This is a genomic window from Actibacterium sp. MT2.3-13A, from assembly GCF_018139985.1.
Classification (GTDB): Bacteria; Pseudomonadota; Alphaproteobacteria; order Rhodobacterales; family Rhodobacteraceae; genus JAGSOU01.
This window is the reverse complement of the sequence record NZ_JAGSOU010000001.1, coordinates 1-16,717: the sequence shown is the minus strand read 5'-3', so window position 1 is coordinate 16,717 and position 16,717 is coordinate 1. Positions and strand designations below refer to the sequence as shown.

Annotated in this window: 12 protein-coding genes; 7 read left to right on the top strand and 5 right to left on the bottom strand. The window is 70.6% G+C overall.

Annotation, left to right across the window (positions count from 1 at the left end; all coding sequences use genetic code 11):
• Nucleotides 1–3: 3 nt before the first annotated feature.
• Complete coding sequence (pbpC, locus tag KCI33_RS00060; protein WP_212522707.1) at nucleotides 4–2,046, bottom strand: penicillin-binding protein 1C; 2,043 nt, start codon at nucleotides 2,044–2,046, stop codon at nucleotides 4–6.
• The gene (locus tag KCI33_RS00055) at nucleotides 2,043–7,487 is read right to left on the bottom strand and encodes an alpha-2-macroglobulin family protein (RefSeq protein ID WP_212522706.1); all 5,445 of its coding nucleotides are present in this window, start codon (nucleotides 7,485–7,487) and stop codon (nucleotides 2,043–2,045) included. Before KCI33_RS00055 ends, pbpC begins: the two co-directional genes overlap by 4 nt.
• A 140-nt stretch (nucleotides 7,488–7,627) precedes the next feature.
• On the opposite strand from KCI33_RS00055, the gene KCI33_RS00050 reads away from it, so the two are divergent.
• Nucleotides 7,628–8,065 (top strand): VOC family protein, encoded by a 438-nt coding sequence (locus tag KCI33_RS00050; RefSeq protein ID WP_212522705.1) that lies wholly within the window; start codon nucleotides 7,628–7,630, stop codon nucleotides 8,063–8,065.
• Here the strand turns inward: KCI33_RS00050 and yaaA are convergent.
• The 3 genes from yaaA to KCI33_RS00035 form a co-directional block, all read right to left on the bottom strand.
• Nucleotides 8,044–8,826: a peroxide stress protein YaaA gene (gene yaaA, locus KCI33_RS00045; protein WP_212522704.1), complete on the bottom strand. Its 783-nt coding sequence runs from the start codon at nucleotides 8,824–8,826 to the stop codon at nucleotides 8,044–8,046. The two genes, KCI33_RS00050 and yaaA, sit on opposite strands and share 22 nt — an antisense overlap.
• 59 nt (nucleotides 8,827–8,885) lie before the next feature.
• A complete protein-coding gene (recQ, locus tag KCI33_RS00040) occupies nucleotides 8,886–10,925 on the bottom strand; it encodes a DNA helicase RecQ (protein ID WP_212522703.1) in 2,040 nt (679 codons plus the stop codon).
• Nucleotides 10,926–10,998: 73 nt separating this feature from the next.
• Nucleotides 10,999–11,283: a YggT family protein gene (locus tag KCI33_RS00035; RefSeq protein WP_212522702.1), complete on the bottom strand. Its 285-nt coding sequence runs from the start codon at nucleotides 11,281–11,283 to the stop codon at nucleotides 10,999–11,001.
• 131 nt (nucleotides 11,284–11,414) lie between these two features.
• On the opposite strand from KCI33_RS00035, the gene KCI33_RS00030 reads away from it, so the two are divergent.
• From KCI33_RS00030 to arfB, 6 genes are all read left to right on the top strand, one after another.
• Nucleotides 11,415–11,945, top strand: coding sequence for an acyl-CoA thioesterase (locus KCI33_RS00030; protein WP_212522701.1), 531 nt, complete (start codon nucleotides 11,415–11,417; stop codon nucleotides 11,943–11,945).
• A 63-nt stretch (nucleotides 11,946–12,008) separates the two neighbouring features.
• Entirely contained in the window at nucleotides 12,009–13,367 is a 1,359-nt protein-coding gene (locus KCI33_RS00025; protein ID WP_212522700.1) for an MFS transporter, read from the top strand.
• Entirely contained in the window at nucleotides 13,352–14,242 is an 891-nt protein-coding gene (gene mepA, locus KCI33_RS00020) for a penicillin-insensitive murein endopeptidase (protein WP_212522699.1), read from the top strand. Before KCI33_RS00025 ends, mepA begins: the two co-directional genes overlap by 16 nt.
• The gene (locus KCI33_RS00015) at nucleotides 14,215–15,135 is read left to right on the top strand and encodes an esterase-like activity of phytase family protein (RefSeq protein WP_212522698.1); all 921 of its coding nucleotides are present in this window, start codon (nucleotides 14,215–14,217) and stop codon (nucleotides 15,133–15,135) included. The genes mepA and KCI33_RS00015 overlap by 28 nt, the downstream gene beginning before the upstream one ends.
• 66 nt (nucleotides 15,136–15,201) lie before the next feature.
• Nucleotides 15,202–15,822 (top strand): queuosine precursor transporter, encoded by a 621-nt coding sequence (locus KCI33_RS00010; protein ID WP_212522697.1) that lies wholly within the window; start codon nucleotides 15,202–15,204, stop codon nucleotides 15,820–15,822.
• 311 nt (nucleotides 15,823–16,133) lie between these two features.
• Nucleotides 16,134–16,556, top strand: coding sequence for an alternative ribosome rescue aminoacyl-tRNA hydrolase ArfB (gene arfB / locus KCI33_RS00005; RefSeq protein WP_212522696.1), 423 nt, complete (start codon nucleotides 16,134–16,136; stop codon nucleotides 16,554–16,556).
• Nucleotides 16,557–16,717 lie beyond the last annotated feature (161 nt).

The following is a 16,717-nucleotide window of genomic DNA, read 5'->3' as shown; positions in this document are numbered from 1 at the left end:
ACATCACCGCAGCCTGATCCGCGCCCGCGCCGCCAGCCCGTTGGCGTCGATCACCAAAAGGGTAACGAAACCCGGCCCCGGCGCGGGCAAGGTGACCTCGCGCTCGCGCAGGCCGGTCAGCGCGGGCCTGCCGTCGAGGAGCAGGGTGAAGGGCGGTGTGCCGTCGCGCAGCTTAACCACCAGATCGCTGCCCTCCAGCGCCATTTCGGCCCCATCGGGCGGAAAGGCCAGTTCAGGCCCCCCGGGCATGGGCGCAAACACCGCGTCGCGCGGGCGGAAGCGGCGCAGGGGTTGCGGCAGTTCCGCGTTGGACACCAGCAGCACCGCGGGCGGCGGCGGGGGCAGGGGAACCGGCCGCGGCTTGAGCCGGGCGAAAGCCTCGAACAGCACCGGCGCGGCCAGTTCCCCGCCGAAGGCGCCGGGCACCGGCGTGCCATCGGCGCGGCCCATCCACACCGCAACCACATGCGCGCCGTCGAAGCCCACCGCCCAGGCGTCGCGGTGGCCGTAGGAGGTGCCGGTCTTGAACGCCAGAACGCCCTGCGGCGCGGCGGGCGGCGCGGGGGTGCCGCGCAGGATGTCGGCGACCTGCCAGGCGGCCTCGGGTGACAGCACGCGCGGGCCCGGCGCGCCGGGCGTGGCATCGGCCCGCCAGCTGAGCGGCACCGGCCGGCCGCCGTTGGCAAGCGCGGCATAGAGGCGCGCGAGGTCCTCCAGCGTGACGCCGAGCCCGCCCAGCGCGACGGCGAGGCCCGGGGTGTCGCCGGGCAGTTCCGGCGTCATGCCCGCGCGCCGCAGATGGGCCATCAGCCGGGCCGGGCCCAGCGCCTCGGTCAGCGCGACGACGGGAATGTTCAGCGATTGCTGCAACGCCTCGCGCAGGCGGATCGTGCCGCGATACTGCCCGTCGAAATTGACGGGGCGGTATTGGCCGAAGGCGGTGGGCCGATCCTCGATCAGCGTTTCGGGATGCGCGAGCCCCTCGTCGAAGGCCAGGCCATAGACCAGCGGCTTCAGCGTCGATCCGGGCGAGCGCGGCGCCTGCGTCATGTCCACATAACCGCGCCGCGCGCTGTCGGTGAAATCGGGCGCGCCGACCGAGGCCAGGATCTCGCCGCTGCGGTGATCGGCGACGAGGATCGCCGCCGACAGCGCCGCGCCCCGCCCCAGCACGGCGCGGGCGGCCAGCGCCTCCAGCTGGGCCTGGAGCGTGGCGTCGATCGTCAGCCGGTGCAGCGGCGCGGTGGGGTTCGCGGCCAGGGCGCGGTCGGCCATATGCGGCGCCAGCGCGGGGAAAGGGTGGCGCGCGCGCGGCACCGGCGCGCGCCGGGCGCTCTGTGCCTGTGCGCCGCTCAGAACGCCCGCGCGTTCCATCCGTTCCAGCACCCGGTCGCGGCCCCGCGCGGCGCGGTCGGGGTATCGGTCGGGACGGCGCGCGGTGGGGGCCTGGGGCAGGGCGACCAGCAGCGCGGCCTCGGCCGGGGTCAGGCGGGCGGGCTCCTTGCCGAAATAGGCGCGGGTGGCGGCGCGCACGCCTTCGAGGTTGCCGCCGAAGGGCGCGCGGTTGAGATAGAGGGCCAGGATCTGCTGCTTGCTCAACTCCCGCTCCAGCGCCAGCGCCAGGCGGGCCTGCCGGATCTTGCCCTTCCACTGGCCGGTGCCGCTGTCCTCCAGCAGGCGCGCCACCTGCATGGTCAGGGTCGAGCCGCCCGAGACGATCCGCCCGTTCCACGCCGCCTGCGCCACGGCCCGCGTGAGGGCCAGCGCATCCACGCCGGGGTGGCTGAAAAACCGCTTGTCCTCATAGGCGATCAGCATGCGCAGATAGAGCGGTTCGACGGCATCGAGGCTGACCGCCAGCCGCCAGCGCCCGTCGGCCACCGTATAGGCGCGCAAGAGCGCGCCGTCGCGCGCGAGAACCTCGGTGGAGGTTTCGGCGATCAGCGGCGGGAACGCTGTCGCCTCGATCCAGGCGTCGAAGCGGTCGCGCGCCGCGGCGGCGGCGTAAAGCAGCCCCACCGCCAGAAAAAGGGCGCGCGCCCTCATTCGGTGACGGTCACCCGACCGGCGTCGGTCCAGGCGCGGCGGTCGGGGCGATACATGTCCTCGACCGAGGCCGCCGGGTGGTGATAGCTGCCCGGCGCGGTGGCGCGCACGATATAGGCCAGCGTGAACGGCTCGGCCTGTCCCCAGTCCAGCGCGGCGAGGAAGCGGTCCTGCCGGAACTCGGTCCGGTTGGCGCCGTCAAAGGGCTCCAGCCAGTCGAGCGCCCGGATGTCGCCGCCGCGCAAAAGGCTGGGGTTGTCGATCTCGAACCCCGCGGGCAGCGGGTCGCTGACCATCAGCCGCGCTTCGGTATCGGTGAAGGGGTCGATCCGCAGCGCCGTGACCAGCCGGGTGCCGGCGGCGACGGTGGAGGGGTCAACCGGGTGCCCCTCCAGCGTGTAGTAGCTGCGGCTGATCGCGTAGTCGCGCCCGCCCGCGGGTTCGGGCTGCGCCGGCACGCCGAAGGTGGTCAGCGTCAGCTGCGCGTCGCGCCCGCTGCCGTTCCGGAACGCCACCGGCACCGCGGCGTCGTCCTCCAGCATCCGCACCAGCGGCCCGGTGGCCGGCGCCCCGTCGATAGTGAAGCCCGCCGCGCCCGCGCGGTCGATCAGCGCGTTGGCGGCCATCAGCGTCCACATCGCCTCCTGGGTGGAGCGCGCCTGCGGCCCGCCCGCGGCATAGGCCGCGAGGCTTTCGCGATCGACCGCCGCGCTGCCGGCCTCGGCGGCCAGCGTCAGCACCGCCGCCGCGTCGCGCCGCGCGGTGCCGTAATCGGCGCGCCACAGCGCGGGCTCGCCGCCGGCGATCTCGGCCGCCATCTGCCGGGCGGCGCGGGCGAACATCGCGTCGGCGCGGGTCTGGTCGCCATAGGAGGCCAGCGCCGCGCCCAGCTGCGCCTTGGCCAGCGGCGTGGCGAAGGCGTCCGCCTTGACGTCGGCGTAATAGCGCAGGTCGCTGATCGCCGCCGCGCCTTCGCGCGCCAGCACCATCAGCGCATAGGCGATATCCTCGCCGCCCTCGTCGAAATCGGGGGCGTAGTTTACCCTGTTGCGCAGGTTGTCCATCGCCAGGCGGAACCCCGTCTGAGGCACGTCCGCCCCTTCGGCACGCGCCCGGCTGAGGAAATCGGTGACATAGGCATCCAGCCAGAAATCCCCCGAATCCGGGTGCCACAGGCCAAAGGCGCCGCCCGCCGACTGGTTCGCCAGCACCGCGTCGATGGATTGCGCGATGCGCTCGCGCGTGGTGTCGCGGCTGGCCAGCCCCATCGCCTCGGCCACCGAGGACAGATAGAGCAGCGGCATCGCTTGCGAGGTGATCTGCTCGGTGCAGCCATAGGGATAGGTGTCGAGCATCCGCAGCAGGCCCGGCGCGTCGAGCCGCGCGAGCGGGCCGATGGCCAGCGTCGCCTGGCCCGTGCCGGGGAGCAGCCCGGCGAAGACATCGGCGCCGAAGCTGAAGCTCTGCCCGGCGCCAAGCGTGAAGCGGCTGCTGCGCGTGGTTTCGGGGTCGTTGACCTGGACCGGCAGGCTCAGTTCCTTGGTCAGCACCCGCCCGTCGGGCGTGGTCAGCGCCACGCGCAGGGTCTGGACGCCGGTCTCGTCCGCCGTCACCGGGATCGACAGCGTGGCCTTGCTCTGCTCGGTCAGCGTCACCCCCGAGGGGATGGCCGCGGCATCGAGCGTCACGCCCTCGGCCGCGACATCCAGCCCCATCCGGCCGGCAGGCCCGGTGGCGTGCACGATCTCCAGCAGAAGGCGCGAACGGTCGCCCGGCGCGAGGAAGCGCGGCAGGCTGGCCGTCACCACCACCGGGTCGCGCACCAGAACCTCCGCCTCGGCCTGCCCCACGCCGGTCTTCGACCAGGCCACCCCCATCAGCCGCACCGTGCCGTTGAAGGCGGGCAGGTCGAATGAGGCGCGCGCATAGCCGTCGGCGCCCACGGTGACGGGGCCGGAGAAATAGGCGACCAGTTCCTCCGTCGGGGGCGGGGCCTGCGTCCGCATCTGCGCGCCCGCGTCGCCGCCCGAGCGCACCGCGCCCATCACGCCCGTCATCCCGTCGATCAGCCGGCCGTAAAGGTCGCGCATCCCCACGCCCAGCTTGCGCTGGCCGAAATAATGGCCCGAGGGATCGGGGCTGTCGAAACCCGTCAGGTTCAGGATGCCCACATCCACCGCGGCGATGGTGGCATAGGCCTTCTCGCCGGGCGTCACGCCATCGACCCTCAGCGCCACCTCCAGCGGGGCGCGCGGGGCGGCCTCCTCGGCCACGTCGAAGGCGGCGCTGAGCTGACGCGCGCCGGGATCGACCTGCGCGTAGGCCAGTCCCAGCGCGCGCGCCGGATTGCGGCCCGCGGGCGCGTCCATCGGGCGGATCAGCGTGGCGCTGACATAGGCGCCCGCGCCCCACTCATCGGTCACCGGCAGGGTGACGATGTTCTCGCCCTCGGCCAGATCGACCGGCCGCATGGCGATCAGGTGGTTCGACATCACCGTGACCAGCGCCTTGCCCGCGTAGCGCGGCACGATCCGCAGGGTGGCGGTCTCGCCGGGGAGATAGGCGGGTTTGTCCAGCGACAGCTCCAGCGTGTCCGGCGTCTCGGTCGCGTCGGCGGGCGCATACCAGCCGGCGTGGAACGCCAGCGAGGCATCGGCGTATTGACCGTCGATCCGTTCGACCGTCAGCTCGTATTCGCCCCAGTCCACCGGGGCCGACAGCGCCAGCCGCCCGCCCTCCATCGTCGCCTCGCCGCCGGCGACGCGGGCGCGGGTGGTCACCGGCTCCCAGTTCCAGCCGCCGTAGAGCTGATACCACTGGTAGCGGGTGGTCACGCGGCTGAGCGTCCATTTCACGCGCATCGGCGCCGGCGCTTCGTCGGCGCCGATCCCGATCACGTCGAACCCGGCCTCGCTGCCCTCGGGCGCCACGCCGTCGAAACGCGGCTTGAGGCCGATCATCGCGCCGGCGGGCGTCAGGCGGCGGGTCAGGCGGCGCTCCACCGGGCGGCCGGAGCCTTCGGAGACGCGCACGCTGAGCCGCGCCTCTAGCGGCCGGGTCGAGACCTCGGTCTCGGGAAATGTGATGGCGGTGACGAGCCGCCCGGCCGCGTCGGTGCGCAGCCCCTCGTCGAGCACGCTGAGCCGCGCGCCGATGTATTCGTCATGCAGCCCGAAGCGGTAGCCGGGCCAGGCGTCGAGCGTGTCGGCGGGGGCCAGCACCACCTCGCCCTCAACGGCCAGGTTGCCCGCCGGCGCGCCGAACAGGTAGCGCGCCTCGAGGCGCAGTTCGGGCCGGTCGGTGGGACGGATCGGGCCGTCGGGCAGGGCGAGGTCGAAATCGATGCGCTCAGGCAGGAAATCCTCGACCAGGAAGCTCTGGCTCGCCAGCGGCGCGGCGTCGGGGTCGGCATGCAGGGCCAGCGTCCAAGTGCCCCTGGGCGCCGCCGCGCCGAGCGCCAGGTCGAAGACATGGCCGCCCGCGGTGCCGCCCTGCGACAGGTGGCGGCTGTATTCCAGCCCGTCGGGCCGGGTCAGGATCGCGGTGAGCGGCAGGCCGGCGATGGCTGCGGCCTGCGCGTCGCGGGTCAGGGCGGTGGCATGCACCGTCTCGCCCGCGCGATAGGCGCCGCGGTCGGTGGCCAGGAACACGTCGATGGGCCCCGCGGGCTCGCGCCCCTCGACGCCGCGGTCCGACAGGTCGAAGGCCGGGTCGGTCAGCGACAGGAAGGCGATGTCGCCCTCCCCCTCCTGCGCGGTGATCAGCGCCGGCGCCGCGCCGCCGCTGCCCCGGGTCAGGCCAGGGGCGAAATGGGCGTAGCCGTCGGCATCGGTCACCGCCTCGCCCAGCACCCGGTTGGCGGTGGAGAGCAGCGTGACCGTGACGCCCTCTTTCACCCCCGCCGTGGCCAGCGAGCGGACGAAGACATGCAGCCCGTCCGTCCCCGACAGCGTGGCCAACCCGAGGTCGCTGACCACGAACCACTGCATCGCGGCGGCGTTCTCGTAGGGGTCCGCGCCGGGCACGCGGGCCTCGAGCGCGTAGATCCCGGCGGGCAGGTCGCCGATGATCCCGCCCATGGGCAGGCGGGTGGTGACGTCGCGGTTCAGCTCCATCCCGGTCTCGCCGGTGCCTGTCCAGATCTCCTCGGCCACCGCGCCCTCGAAATCGCCGGCCTCCCAGACCGAGAGGGGGCGGCCGAAATAATTGTCCTGGAAGGCGCGCAGCAGGTTGCGCTCGGACACCCGGCGCAGCACCAGCGCCACCTTGCCGGTGTTCACGGTGACCACCGGCAGCGCCGCCTCGCCGGTTTTCGGCAGCACATAGGCCCGGCCGGGGAAGCGGACCGAGGGCGCGCGGTCGCGCACATACTGGGTCAGGGTGACGTCGCGGGCCAGCGTCTCGCCGCTGGCCGCCGGCAGCCCCGCGCGGAAGGTCACGCGGTAACGCTGGCCATGCGCCACCCCCTCGATGCAGAGCTGGCGGCCTTCGTGGGCGACGCTCAGCCCCGGTTCGGGCAGGCGCACATAGGGCGCGTAATCGACCCCGGCCTTGACCAGATCCTCGGTGAAGACGGCGCAGATGCGGGGGGCCGCGGCGTCGCTTTCGACCTCGTGCTCGGCGATGCGGAAGCCGTATTTGCCGATGGCGTCCTCCAGCAGCGCGGCCAGGTCGTCGCGCGGGGAAAGCTGCTGCGCCAGGCGCAGCGCGGGGATCATGTCGCGGCCGCGGTCATTGGCCTCCAGCGCGCGGGCCATGACGCCCAGCGCGGTGGCGCGCAGCGCCGCGCCCTCGGCCCGGAGGTAGCCGTTGATCGCCGCCAGCAGCGCCCGCCCGCGATAGGCGCGCGCCTGGTTGCGGTCGTCGGTGCGGATCGACAGCAAGAGGTCGGCGTAATCGACCCACTGGTCGGCCGCGTCGGTCAGCGTCAGGGCGGAGCCTGCGAATTTCATCGCGTCCACGAGGTTGCCCTGCGCGCGGGCCTCGCGCGCGCCGTTCAGCAGCGCCTCGGCCGTCCAGTCGTTGACGTAATGGCGGTTGGCCAGTCCTTCGGCCTGTTCGCGGGCGTTTTCGATGTCCCAGTCGCTCAGGAACGCCAACTCGGCCCGGCGGACGGCGGCCGCGGCCAGCACCCGCGCGCCGGTCGGCAGCACGACGGCCGAGAGCGCCCCCTCATAGGGACTGCGCGCGCCAGCGGCGGTCTTGGGGAAGCAACTGTTGGAGCGGGCGTTGAAGGTGAAGGCGGTGCAGCTGGCGTCGCTCAGGCAGGCGCGGGCGCAGGCCTCGAAATTGGTGTCGAAGATGGCGCGGATGTCGCCGCCGGGAAAATCGACGTTGCGCGAGATCGCGATGCGCCGGTCGGGCACGGGGCCGTCCTGCGCCAGGGCGGGGCCGGAGAAAACGGACAATACGGCCAGAGCGGCAAAAACAATACGCAGCATCGAAAATTCTCCCGGGGGGGTGGTAATGCCGCGACTCTCGCACACGGGCGCGCCCATTTCCAACGATTCCCGGCCCGCGCGAATGACCCGCGCAGAGACGCCTCTTGCCACCGTTCCAATCCGGGTTCAGGATGCCGGGCATGAGCGACACCCCACCTTTCCGCCCGCGCGCCCTTGGCGAAATCGCCATCCGCTGCGCCGACATGGAGGCCATGGCCCGCTTCTATGAAGAGGTCATCGGGCTGGAACGCCTGTCTGGCAACCGCAGCGATGACATCATGTTTTTCCGTATCGCGCCCGGCTTTGGCGGGCATACCACGGTTCTGGCGCTGTTCCGTCACGACACCGCCCCCGCGACCGGCGCGGGCTCGTCGCTGCATCACATCGCCCTGTCGCTGCCTTACGACGAACAACAGGCGGTGATGGACTGGTACGACAAGATCGGCCAGCCCTATCGCCTGGAAATCTTCGGCTGGGTCGGCTGGCGCGGCATCTTCACCGAGGACCCGGAGGGCAACACGGTGGAGCTGGTGGCCTACGACCCCGCGTTGCTGGATCAGGCCGCAGCCTCCACCTGAGTGCGCAGGAAGACCATCCGGTCGTCCTCGGACATCTCCGCGCTGAAGCGGTAGCCGCCGGTGTCGAACTCCTTCAGCGCTTGCGGGTCGGTCAGGCGGTTCTCGCAGATGAAGCGCGCCATCGCGCCGCGCGCCTTCTTGGCGTAGAAGCTGACGATCTTGGCCTGGCCGTTCCGTTCTTCCATGAACACCGGGGTGATGACGCGCAGTTGCAGCGCCTTTTGGTCCACCGCGCCGAAATATTCGGTGGAGGCGCAGTTCACCAGCACCTCGGTGCCCGCCGCCGCGCCCGCCGCGTTCAGCGCCTTCGCCAGCCGGTCGCCCCAGTAGTCGTAAAGGCTCTTGCCGCGGGCATTGGCGAGCCTGCTGCCCATTTCCAGCCGGTAGGGCTGGATCGCGTCGAGCGGGCGCAGCATCCCGTAAAGCCCCGACAGGATGCGCAAGTGATCCTGCGCCCAACGCAGCGCGTCCTCGTCCAGCGTGCGCGCCTCGAGCCCGGCATAGGTGTCGCCGTCGAACAGGAAGGCCGCGGGGCGGGTGGCCTCGGGCGCCGGATCGGCCGCGAAATCGGCGAACCGCTCCGCGTTCAGCCGGGCCAGCTTGTCCGACAGGCCCATCAGTTTTTGCAGCTCGCCCGTCGTCAACCCGCGCGCCACCCCGGCCAGTTCCACCGCGTCGCCCTGAAAATCGGGCGTGGTCGGCGCGGGGCCGTCATGGGGCGACATGTCGAGGCGTTTGGCGGGCGAGATCACGACCAGCATGCGGGGGGCTCCTTCCGGTTGAACCCCTTATCTAGCAGAGCGGCGCGCTTGGTCCAGCCTCAGCCCTCGGCCAGCACCTCGAGGAACGCCTCGCCGAAGCGGTCGGCGCGGCGCTCGCCGAGGATGCGGGTCAGCGTGCCCATGTCGCGCGGCTGCATCTCGGCCAGTTTCGCCAGCTGCGAGGCCGAGCAGCTGAGCGGTTTGTCGATCCCCGTCTCCCCGCGCGTCAGATCCGCCTGCGCCGCCATCAGCCGGTCGTAGAGCGCCCCGCCCTCGCGCCCCGCCAGCTTGCGCCGCGCGGGGTGTTCGGGGGCAGGCACCGCGCCGGTGATGACCTCTAGGAAGCCCGCGCCGTAACGCTCCAGCTTGGTCGCGCCGACGCCCGAGATGCGCGCCATCTCGTCCAGCGTGCGCGGCTTGACCTCGGCCATCTCGATCAGGGTGCGGTCGTTGAAGACGACATAGGCGGGCACGCGGGCGGCCTCGGCATAGGCGCGGCGCTTGGCCTTGAGGGCGGAGAGCAGCGGCGCGTCCTCCTCCGAAACCAGCGCCCTGGCCACCGGGCGCGACGCCTGCGCGCGCAGGGTGTCGCGGCGCAGGGTGATGCTGTCCTCGCCGCGCAGGATGGGGCGGGCGGCCTCGGTCATGCGCAGCGCGCCGTGGCGCTCTGGGTCGGGGCGGACGAGGTCATGGCCCATCATCTGCCGGAAAACCGCCTGCCACTGCCGCTTGTCGAATTCGAGCCCCACCCCGAAGGTCGGCAGCGCGTCATGGCCGCGGGCGCGGATCTTGTCGGTCTCGACACCCAGCAGGATGTCGATCAGGTGCCCGGTGCCGAAATATTCGCCCGTCCGCAGGATCGCCGACAGCGCCTTGCGCACGGCCTCGGTGCCGTCGAAGAGCTCCGGCGGGCTGTCGCAGAGGTCGCAATTGCCGCAAGGCTCGGCCTCCTCCCCGAAATAGGAGAGCAGGCTCTGGCGGCGGCAGTGCAGCGCCTCGGCCAGCCCCAGCAGGGCGTTGAGCCGGGCATGATCGGCCATGCGGCGCTCGGGGGGGGCGAGGCTTTCGTCGATCTGCGCGCGGCGCAGGCGGATGTCGTCGGCGCCGAACAGCGTCAGGGTTTCGGCCGGGGCGCCGTCGCGGCCGGCGCGGCCGATCTCCTGATAATAGGCCTCGATGGATTTCGGCAGGTCGGCATGGGCCACCCAGCGGATGTCGGGCTTGTCCACCCCCATGCCGAAGGCGACGGTGGCGACCACGATCAGCCCGTCCTCCTGCTGGAAGCGGCCCTCGACATGGCGGCGGGCCTCGGCCTCCATCCCGCCGTGGTAATGGCAGGCGGAATGCCCGGCCTCGGCCAGCGCACGCGACAGCGTCTCGGTCTTGGCGCGCGTGCCGCAATAGACGATGCCCGACTGCCCCTTTCGGGCGGCGGCGAAGCTCAGGATCTGGTTGCGCGGGCTGGTCTTGGCGGCGAAGGCGAGGTGGATGTTGGGCCGGTCGAAGCCGTGCAGGAAGGTCTCGGGCGGCTGCCCGTCGAACAGGCGCGTCACGATCTCGGCCCGCGTCTCGGCGTCCGCCGTGGCGGTGAAGGCGGCGAGCGGCACGTTCAGCGCGTGGCGCAGCTTGCCGATCTCCAAGTAATCGGGGCGGAAGTCATGGCCCCACTGGCTGACGCAATGCGCCTCGTCCACCGCGATCAGCCCGACGCCGATGCGGCGCAGCAGCGTCAAGGTGCCGCCGGAGGCCAGCCGCTCCGGCGCCATGTAGAGGAGTTTCAGCTCGCCCGCGTCCAGCGCGCGGAAGACCGCGTCGGTCTCCTCCTCGGTGTTGCCCGAGGTCAGCGCGCCGGCGGCCACGCCCGCCTCGCGCAGCCCCCGCACCTGGTCGCGCATCAGCGCGATCAGCGGCGAGATCACCACCGTCACGCCCTCGCGCACCAGCGCGGGCAACTGATAACACAGCGATTTGCCCCCGCCCGTGGGCATGATGGCCAGCGTGTTGCGGCCCGCGATCACCGCGTTCACGATCTCCTCTTGCCCCGGGCGGAAGGCATCGAATCCGAAGACGGAGGAGAGAAGCTCGGGCGCTGAGGGCATTGCTGTGCGGGATTTTCCGAAAACGGCTCAGGTTTTCACGGACCATCCCATACTAGGAATCGGTGAACAAGCCTCAGAACGCATACATGTTGTTGGCGATCACGATCCGCAGGGCATAGAGGCCCACCAGCACGATCAGCGGCGCCAGGTCCAGCCCGCCGGTATTGGGGAGCAGGTTGCGGATCGGGCGGTAGAGCGGCTCCAACAGCCGGTTCAGCCCGTGCCAGACCTGGGCCACCAGCGGCTGGCGCGTGTTCAGCACCTGGAACGAGATCAGCCAGCTCATGATGATCTGGACGATGATCACGAACCAGACGATGTCGAGGATCAGGTAGAGGATCTGGAAAATCGAGTTCATGGTGCGTCTTTCACTGCAGCGGTCGTGCCCAGAGGTAAGGGCGCACGCGCGAACTGGCAACCGCATAACGCGACGTTGCGGTTGACGCCGCGCCACGCGCGGGCAGGGTCGCGGGCGAAAGGAGCCCGCCGATGTATCCCTTTATCCGCATGACCAAGGAGCTGTGGAAGAACCGCCGCGCCGCGCCGCTGCCGCTGACCGGCACCCATGTGTCGCACCATCTGTGCTGGCCCTGGGATCTCGACATTTGGTGGGAGTTGAACAACGGCCGGGCGCTGACGCTTTACGATCTCGGGCGCATCCCCTTGGCACAGCGGATCGGGCTGATCCCGGTGCTGCGCGCGCAAGGCTGGGGGCTGACCATGGCCGGGGTCTCGGTGCGCTACCGGCGGCGGGTGCGGATGTTCGACCGGGTCGAGATCCGCTCGCGCTGCGTGGGCTGGGACGACAAGTTCATCTATATCGACCAGTCGATGTGGAAAGGAGAGACCTGCACCAGCCAGGCGCTTTACCGTTCGGCGGTGACGGACCGCAGCGGCATCGTCCCGCCGGCGCGGGTGATGGCGGCGCTGGGTCAGCGGGCGGCCTCGCCCGCGCTGCCCGACTGGGTGGCCAACTGGATCGCGGCCGAAGCCACCCGCCCCTGGCCGCCCGCGGGCTGAGCGGGCTCTCTTGCGCGTGCCGCGGTTTGCCTGTCATATCGGCTCAATCAAGGGGGATAGGGCATGGCCGGGGCAAACGCGCGCAGACGTATCTGGGGGTGGTGGTTCTTCGACTGGGCCAGCCAGCCCTACAATACCCTGCTGCTGACCTTCGTTTTCGCCCCCTATGTCAAGGAGTTGCTGGGCGACGGATCGGCCGCGCAGGCGGCCTGGGGCTATGGCGTGGGGGCGGCTGGCCTGCTGATCGCGGTTCTGGCCCCGGCGCTGGGCGCGATCGCCGACCGGGCCGGGGGGCGGATGCGCTTCATCTGGCTGTTCTCGGCGCTTTACGTCATCGGGGCCTGGGGGCTGTGGTATGCCGCGCCGGGCGATTTCAACCTCGCCCTCATCATGCTGCTGTTCGGCCTGGGCCTGGTGGGGATGGAGTTCGCCACCATCTTCACCAACGCCATGCTGCCTGACCTGGGCGCGCGCGAGGAGATCGGGCGCATCTCGGGCTCCGGCTGGGCCTTCGGCTACGTCGGCGGCGTGCTGGCGCTGGCGATCATGCTGCTGCTCTTCGCCGAGAATGCCGAGACCGGAAAGACCCTGATCGGCATCGCGCCCCTCCTCGGCCTCGACCCCGAGATGCGCGAGGGCACGCGGGCCGTCGGCCCCTTCACCGCGCTGTGGTTCGCGGCGTTCATGATCCCGTTCTTCCTGTGGGTGCGCGAGCCGCGGCGCCCGGGCGCCGAGACCATGCGCCAGGCCGTGCGCGCGGCACTGCCCGAGCTGCGCCTGACGCTGCGCCACCTTCCCGAAAGTCGCAGCCTGTTCGCCTATCTCGGCGCGTCGATGTTCTACCGCGACGCGCTGAACGGGATGTATGTGTTCGGCGGCATCTATGCCGCGGGGGTGCTGGAGTGGTCGGTTGTCGATGTCGGCATCTTCGGCATCCTCGCCGCCGTCGCGGGCGCGCTGTTCGCCTGGATCGGCGGGCACGCCGATGCGCGCCTTGGCCCCAAACCGGTGATCGTGGCCTGCGTGGCGGTGTTGACGGGCGTGGCGCTGGGCGTCGTGTTCGTCTCGCGCGACAGCGTCTTCGGCCTGCCGGTGGCGGCCGGGTCCCGCCTGCCCGACATCGCCTTCTACGTCCTCGGCGCGGCCATCGGCGCGGCAGGCGGCGCATTGCAGACGGCCAGCCGCACCATGATGGTGCGCCAGGCCCGCCCCGGCCGGATGACCGAGGCCTTCGGCCTCTACGCGCTGGCGGGAAAGGCGACCTCCTTCATCGCGCCGCTGTCGATCGGGGTGGTCACCGACCTGACCGGCAGCCAGCAGATGGGGATCACCCCGCTGATCGTCCTTTTTCTGATCGGGTTTTTGCTGCTATCCTTCGTCAAACCCGATGGCGAACGAGCAGCCCCATGGTCCGAATCCTGACCTCCCTCGCCCTGATCCTGGGGCTGGCCGCGCCCGCGCTGGCGCAGGACAAGGCGAATGTTCTGTTCGGCGCACTGCGCAGCGCGTCCGATGAGCCGCCCGCGGCCTTCGGCTCCTACGCCAAGGGCTGCGCCGGCGGGCTGCAGGAACTGCCCGAGACCGGCCCCACCTGGCAGGCCATGCGGCTCGACCGTAACCGCAACTGGGGCCATCCCGACACCATCGCCTTTATCGAGCGCCTGAGCCAGGAGGCCACCCGCCACGGCTGGGCCGGCCTCTATGTCGGGGATATCAGCCAGCCGCGCGGCGGGCCGATGACCTCGGGTCACCGCTCGCACCAGATCGGGCTGGACGTCGATATCTGGATGTATCCGCCCAAGCGGCTGAACCTCAGCCGCGCGGAGCGCGAGAAGCTGAGCTCGATCTCGGTGCGCAGCGCGGATCAGAAAAGCCTCAACGGCAACTGGAGCCGGGCGCATCACGAGATCATCAAGGCCGCGGCGCAGGATCCGGCGGTGGACCGGCTGTTCGTCACCGCCCCGGTGAAGATCGAGATGTGCCGAAACGCGACCCGCGCCGACAGGGCGTGGCTGCAGAAGGTGCGCCCGCTCTACGGTCACGACACCCATTTCCACGTCCGGCTGAAATGCCCCGCGGGCTCGACCGATTGCGTGACCCAGACCCCCTCGGTGGCCGACCTGTCGAAGGGTGGCGACGGCTGCGACGAGACGCTGACGTGGTGGGTGACCGATTACCTGAACCCGCCCAAGACGGTCGGAAAGCCGGCGAAACCCGCGCCCAAGCCGCGCCACCCGCGCGATTACACGATGAAGGATCTGCCCCGCCAATGCGCGCACGTCTTGGCCTCCCGCTGATCCTCGCGCTGCTGGCGCTGTCCACGCTGACCTCCGCTACCCCGCCGCCCGGCCGGGCGCAGCTGGCCGGGCGGCTCGGATGGTCGATGCCGGGCGAGGCGTTCGGCGGGCTGTCGGGGCTGGAGCTGACGGCCGACGGCGCGCATTTCACCGCGCTGTCGGACCGGGGCAGCATCGTCACCGGCACCCTGCTGCGCGAGGGCGGCGAGATCGCGGGGGTTGCCGGGCTGCGCCTCGTGCCGCTGAAGGGCACCGAGGGCGGCGCGTTGAAGCGCTTCCAGAGCGACGCCGAGGGGCTGGCGATCCGGCCGGACGGGCGGATCTACGTCTCCTTCGAGAATTTCCACCGGGTCTGGACCTACCGAGACGCCGCCTCCGAGGCCGCCTGGCTGCCGCGCCACCCGGATTTCAAGGTGATGCAGGGCAATGCCTCGCTGGAGGCGCTGGCCATCGCGCCCGACGGCACGCTCTACACCCTGCCCGAGCGCAGCGGGCGCAAGGACTGGCCGTTTCCGGTCTACCGCTACCGGAACGGCACCTGGACCCAGCCCTTCTTCCTGCCGCGGCGGGGCGATTTCCTGCCCGTGGGCGCGGATTTCGGCCCCGACGGCAGGCTCTACCTGCTGGAGCGCGATTTCCGCGGGCTGTTCGGGTTCCGCAGCCGGGTGCGCCGGTTCGACGTCACGGCGCGCGGGCTGAGCGGCGAGCAGACCCTGCTGACCACCCATGCCGGCCAGCACGACAACCTGGAGGGGCTGTCGGTCTGGCGCGACGCGGACGGGGCGATCCGGCTGACCATGGTCTCGGACGACAATTTCAACCGCCTGCAGCGCACCGAGTTTGTCGAATACCGGCTGGACGGCGCGCTTGATCCGCCTGGGCCGGGGCGGTAGAGGGGCGCGTTCGGCATTGACGGCCGCGTCAAGTCTCCGCACCCTGACCAAAACGGATCAACGGATATGACCCGCATTCTTCCCGGCGTGATCGCCATGGCCGCGGTGGTTGTGGCCTCCAACATCCTGGTGCAGTTCCTGTTCGGCCAATGGCTGACCTGGGGCGCCTTCACCTATCCCATCGCCTTCCTCGTCACCGACGTGATGAACCGCCTCTACGGCCCGGGCCCGGCGCGCAAGGTCGTGTTCGCGGGCTTTGTCGCCGGGGTGATCTGCTCGCTGATCGGCACCCGGATCATGGGCGAGTTCGGCCCGCTGGTGACGCTGCGCATCGCGCTCGGTTCCGGCGCGGCCTTCCTGGTGGCGCAGCTGATGGATGTGGCCATCTTCGACCGCCTGCGCGAAGGTGCGTGGTGGCGGGCGCCGCTGGCCTCGACCCTTGTCGGGTCGTCGCTGGATACCGCGATCTTCTTCACGATTGCCTTCTCGGGGGCGCTGGCCTTCATCGAGCCCGGCAATGACGTGTCCTGGGCGAACGAGGCGCTGCCGCTGCTCGGGCTCGGCCCGGTGGTGCCGCTGTGGGTGTCGCTGGCCGTTGCGGACTGGCTGGTCAAACTGGGCCTCGCCCTGCTGGCGCTGATCCCCTTTCGCCTGATCGTGAACCGGATCCGGCAACAGGTTGCGTGAAAAGTTTTGACAAACACAAAATCTGTGGCACCCTCCTAGATAACGGCAGCAACAGAAAGGAGGTGGTCCAGTGTCTAGAGTGATGTTGGCGAGAGGGATCAAGACAGTCGGGGGGGCCGTGGCCTGAAGGCAGACCTTGAGGCTGAACACCCCTGATTGGGCATGGCTCTAACTGAACCATCTCCCATAGATCTCGAAGGGCCGTCTGATCTGGGCGGCCCTTTTCATTTGGCCCGCCCGGGTCGTATGAATTCCATATGAACCGCATATGACCCCCCATATGTGTTTTTCCGTCCCCGGAGCGCCCGCCGATGCTGCGCATCAATGACCAGATCGAGATCCAGGATTGGGAACTGACCGAGCAGTTCGTGCGGTCCTCGGGCCCCGGCGGACAGAACGTCAACAAGGTGTCCACTGCGGTCGAACTGCGCTTCGAGGCGGAGCGGTCGCCCGCGCTGCCCGAGCCGGTGAAGCGGCGGCTGAAGCGTCTGGCCGGGCGGCGCTGGACCAAGGAAGGGGCGGTGGTGATCTTCTGCGACGAGACCCGCCACCAGGCCCGCAACCGCGAGATCGCGAGGGAGCGCCTGGCCGATCTGATCCGCCAGGCGCTGGTGGCGCCGAAGCGGCGGGTGGCGACGAAGCCCACGCTGGGGTCGAAAAAGCGGCGGCTGAAGGCGAAGAAGGAGCGCGGCGAGGTAAAGGCGCTGCGCGGCAGGATCGGCGGCGAGGAATGAGCCGCGGACCAGCCCGGACCGACCGCGCCGAGGGCAGCGCCCGCCGGGAAAAACATGCGTTCTGACCTGCCCCCCACGAAGTCCCGCACCATGATGTAGAGTCTGCTCAACCCTGAAGGAGCAGACGAATGCGAAAGAGCCGTTTCACCGAGGCGCAGATT

Bases quoted from the DNA above. Each gene is read 5' to 3' on its own strand.
- pbpC (WP_212522707.1), bottom strand. From the start codon at position 2,046: ATGAGGGCGCGCGCCCTTTTTCTGGCGGTGGGGCTGCTTTACGCCGCC.
- KCI33_RS00055 (WP_212522706.1), bottom strand. From the start codon at position 7,487: ATGCTGCGTATTGTTTTTGCCGCTCTGGCCGTATTGTCCGTTTTCTCC.
- KCI33_RS00050 (WP_212522705.1), top strand. From the start codon at position 7,628: ATGAGCGACACCCCACCTTTCCGCCCGCGCGCCCTTGGCGAAATCGCC.
- yaaA (WP_212522704.1), bottom strand. From the start codon at position 8,826: ATGCTGGTCGTGATCTCGCCCGCCAAACGCCTCGACATGTCGCCCCAT.
- recQ (WP_212522703.1), bottom strand. From the start codon at position 10,925: ATGCCCTCAGCGCCCGAGCTTCTCTCCTCCGTCTTCGGATTCGATGCC.
- KCI33_RS00035 (WP_212522702.1), bottom strand. From the start codon at position 11,283: ATGAACTCGATTTTCCAGATCCTCTACCTGATCCTCGACATCGTCTGG.
- KCI33_RS00030 (WP_212522701.1), top strand. From the start codon at position 11,415: ATGTATCCCTTTATCCGCATGACCAAGGAGCTGTGGAAGAACCGCCGC.
- KCI33_RS00025 (WP_212522700.1), top strand. From the start codon at position 12,009: ATGGCCGGGGCAAACGCGCGCAGACGTATCTGGGGGTGGTGGTTCTTC.
- mepA (WP_212522699.1), top strand. From the start codon at position 13,352: ATGGTCCGAATCCTGACCTCCCTCGCCCTGATCCTGGGGCTGGCCGCG.
- KCI33_RS00015 (WP_212522698.1), top strand. From the start codon at position 14,215: ATGCGCGCACGTCTTGGCCTCCCGCTGATCCTCGCGCTGCTGGCGCTG.
- KCI33_RS00010 (WP_212522697.1), top strand. From the start codon at position 15,202: ATGACCCGCATTCTTCCCGGCGTGATCGCCATGGCCGCGGTGGTTGTG.
- arfB (WP_212522696.1), top strand. From the start codon at position 16,134: ATGCTGCGCATCAATGACCAGATCGAGATCCAGGATTGGGAACTGACC.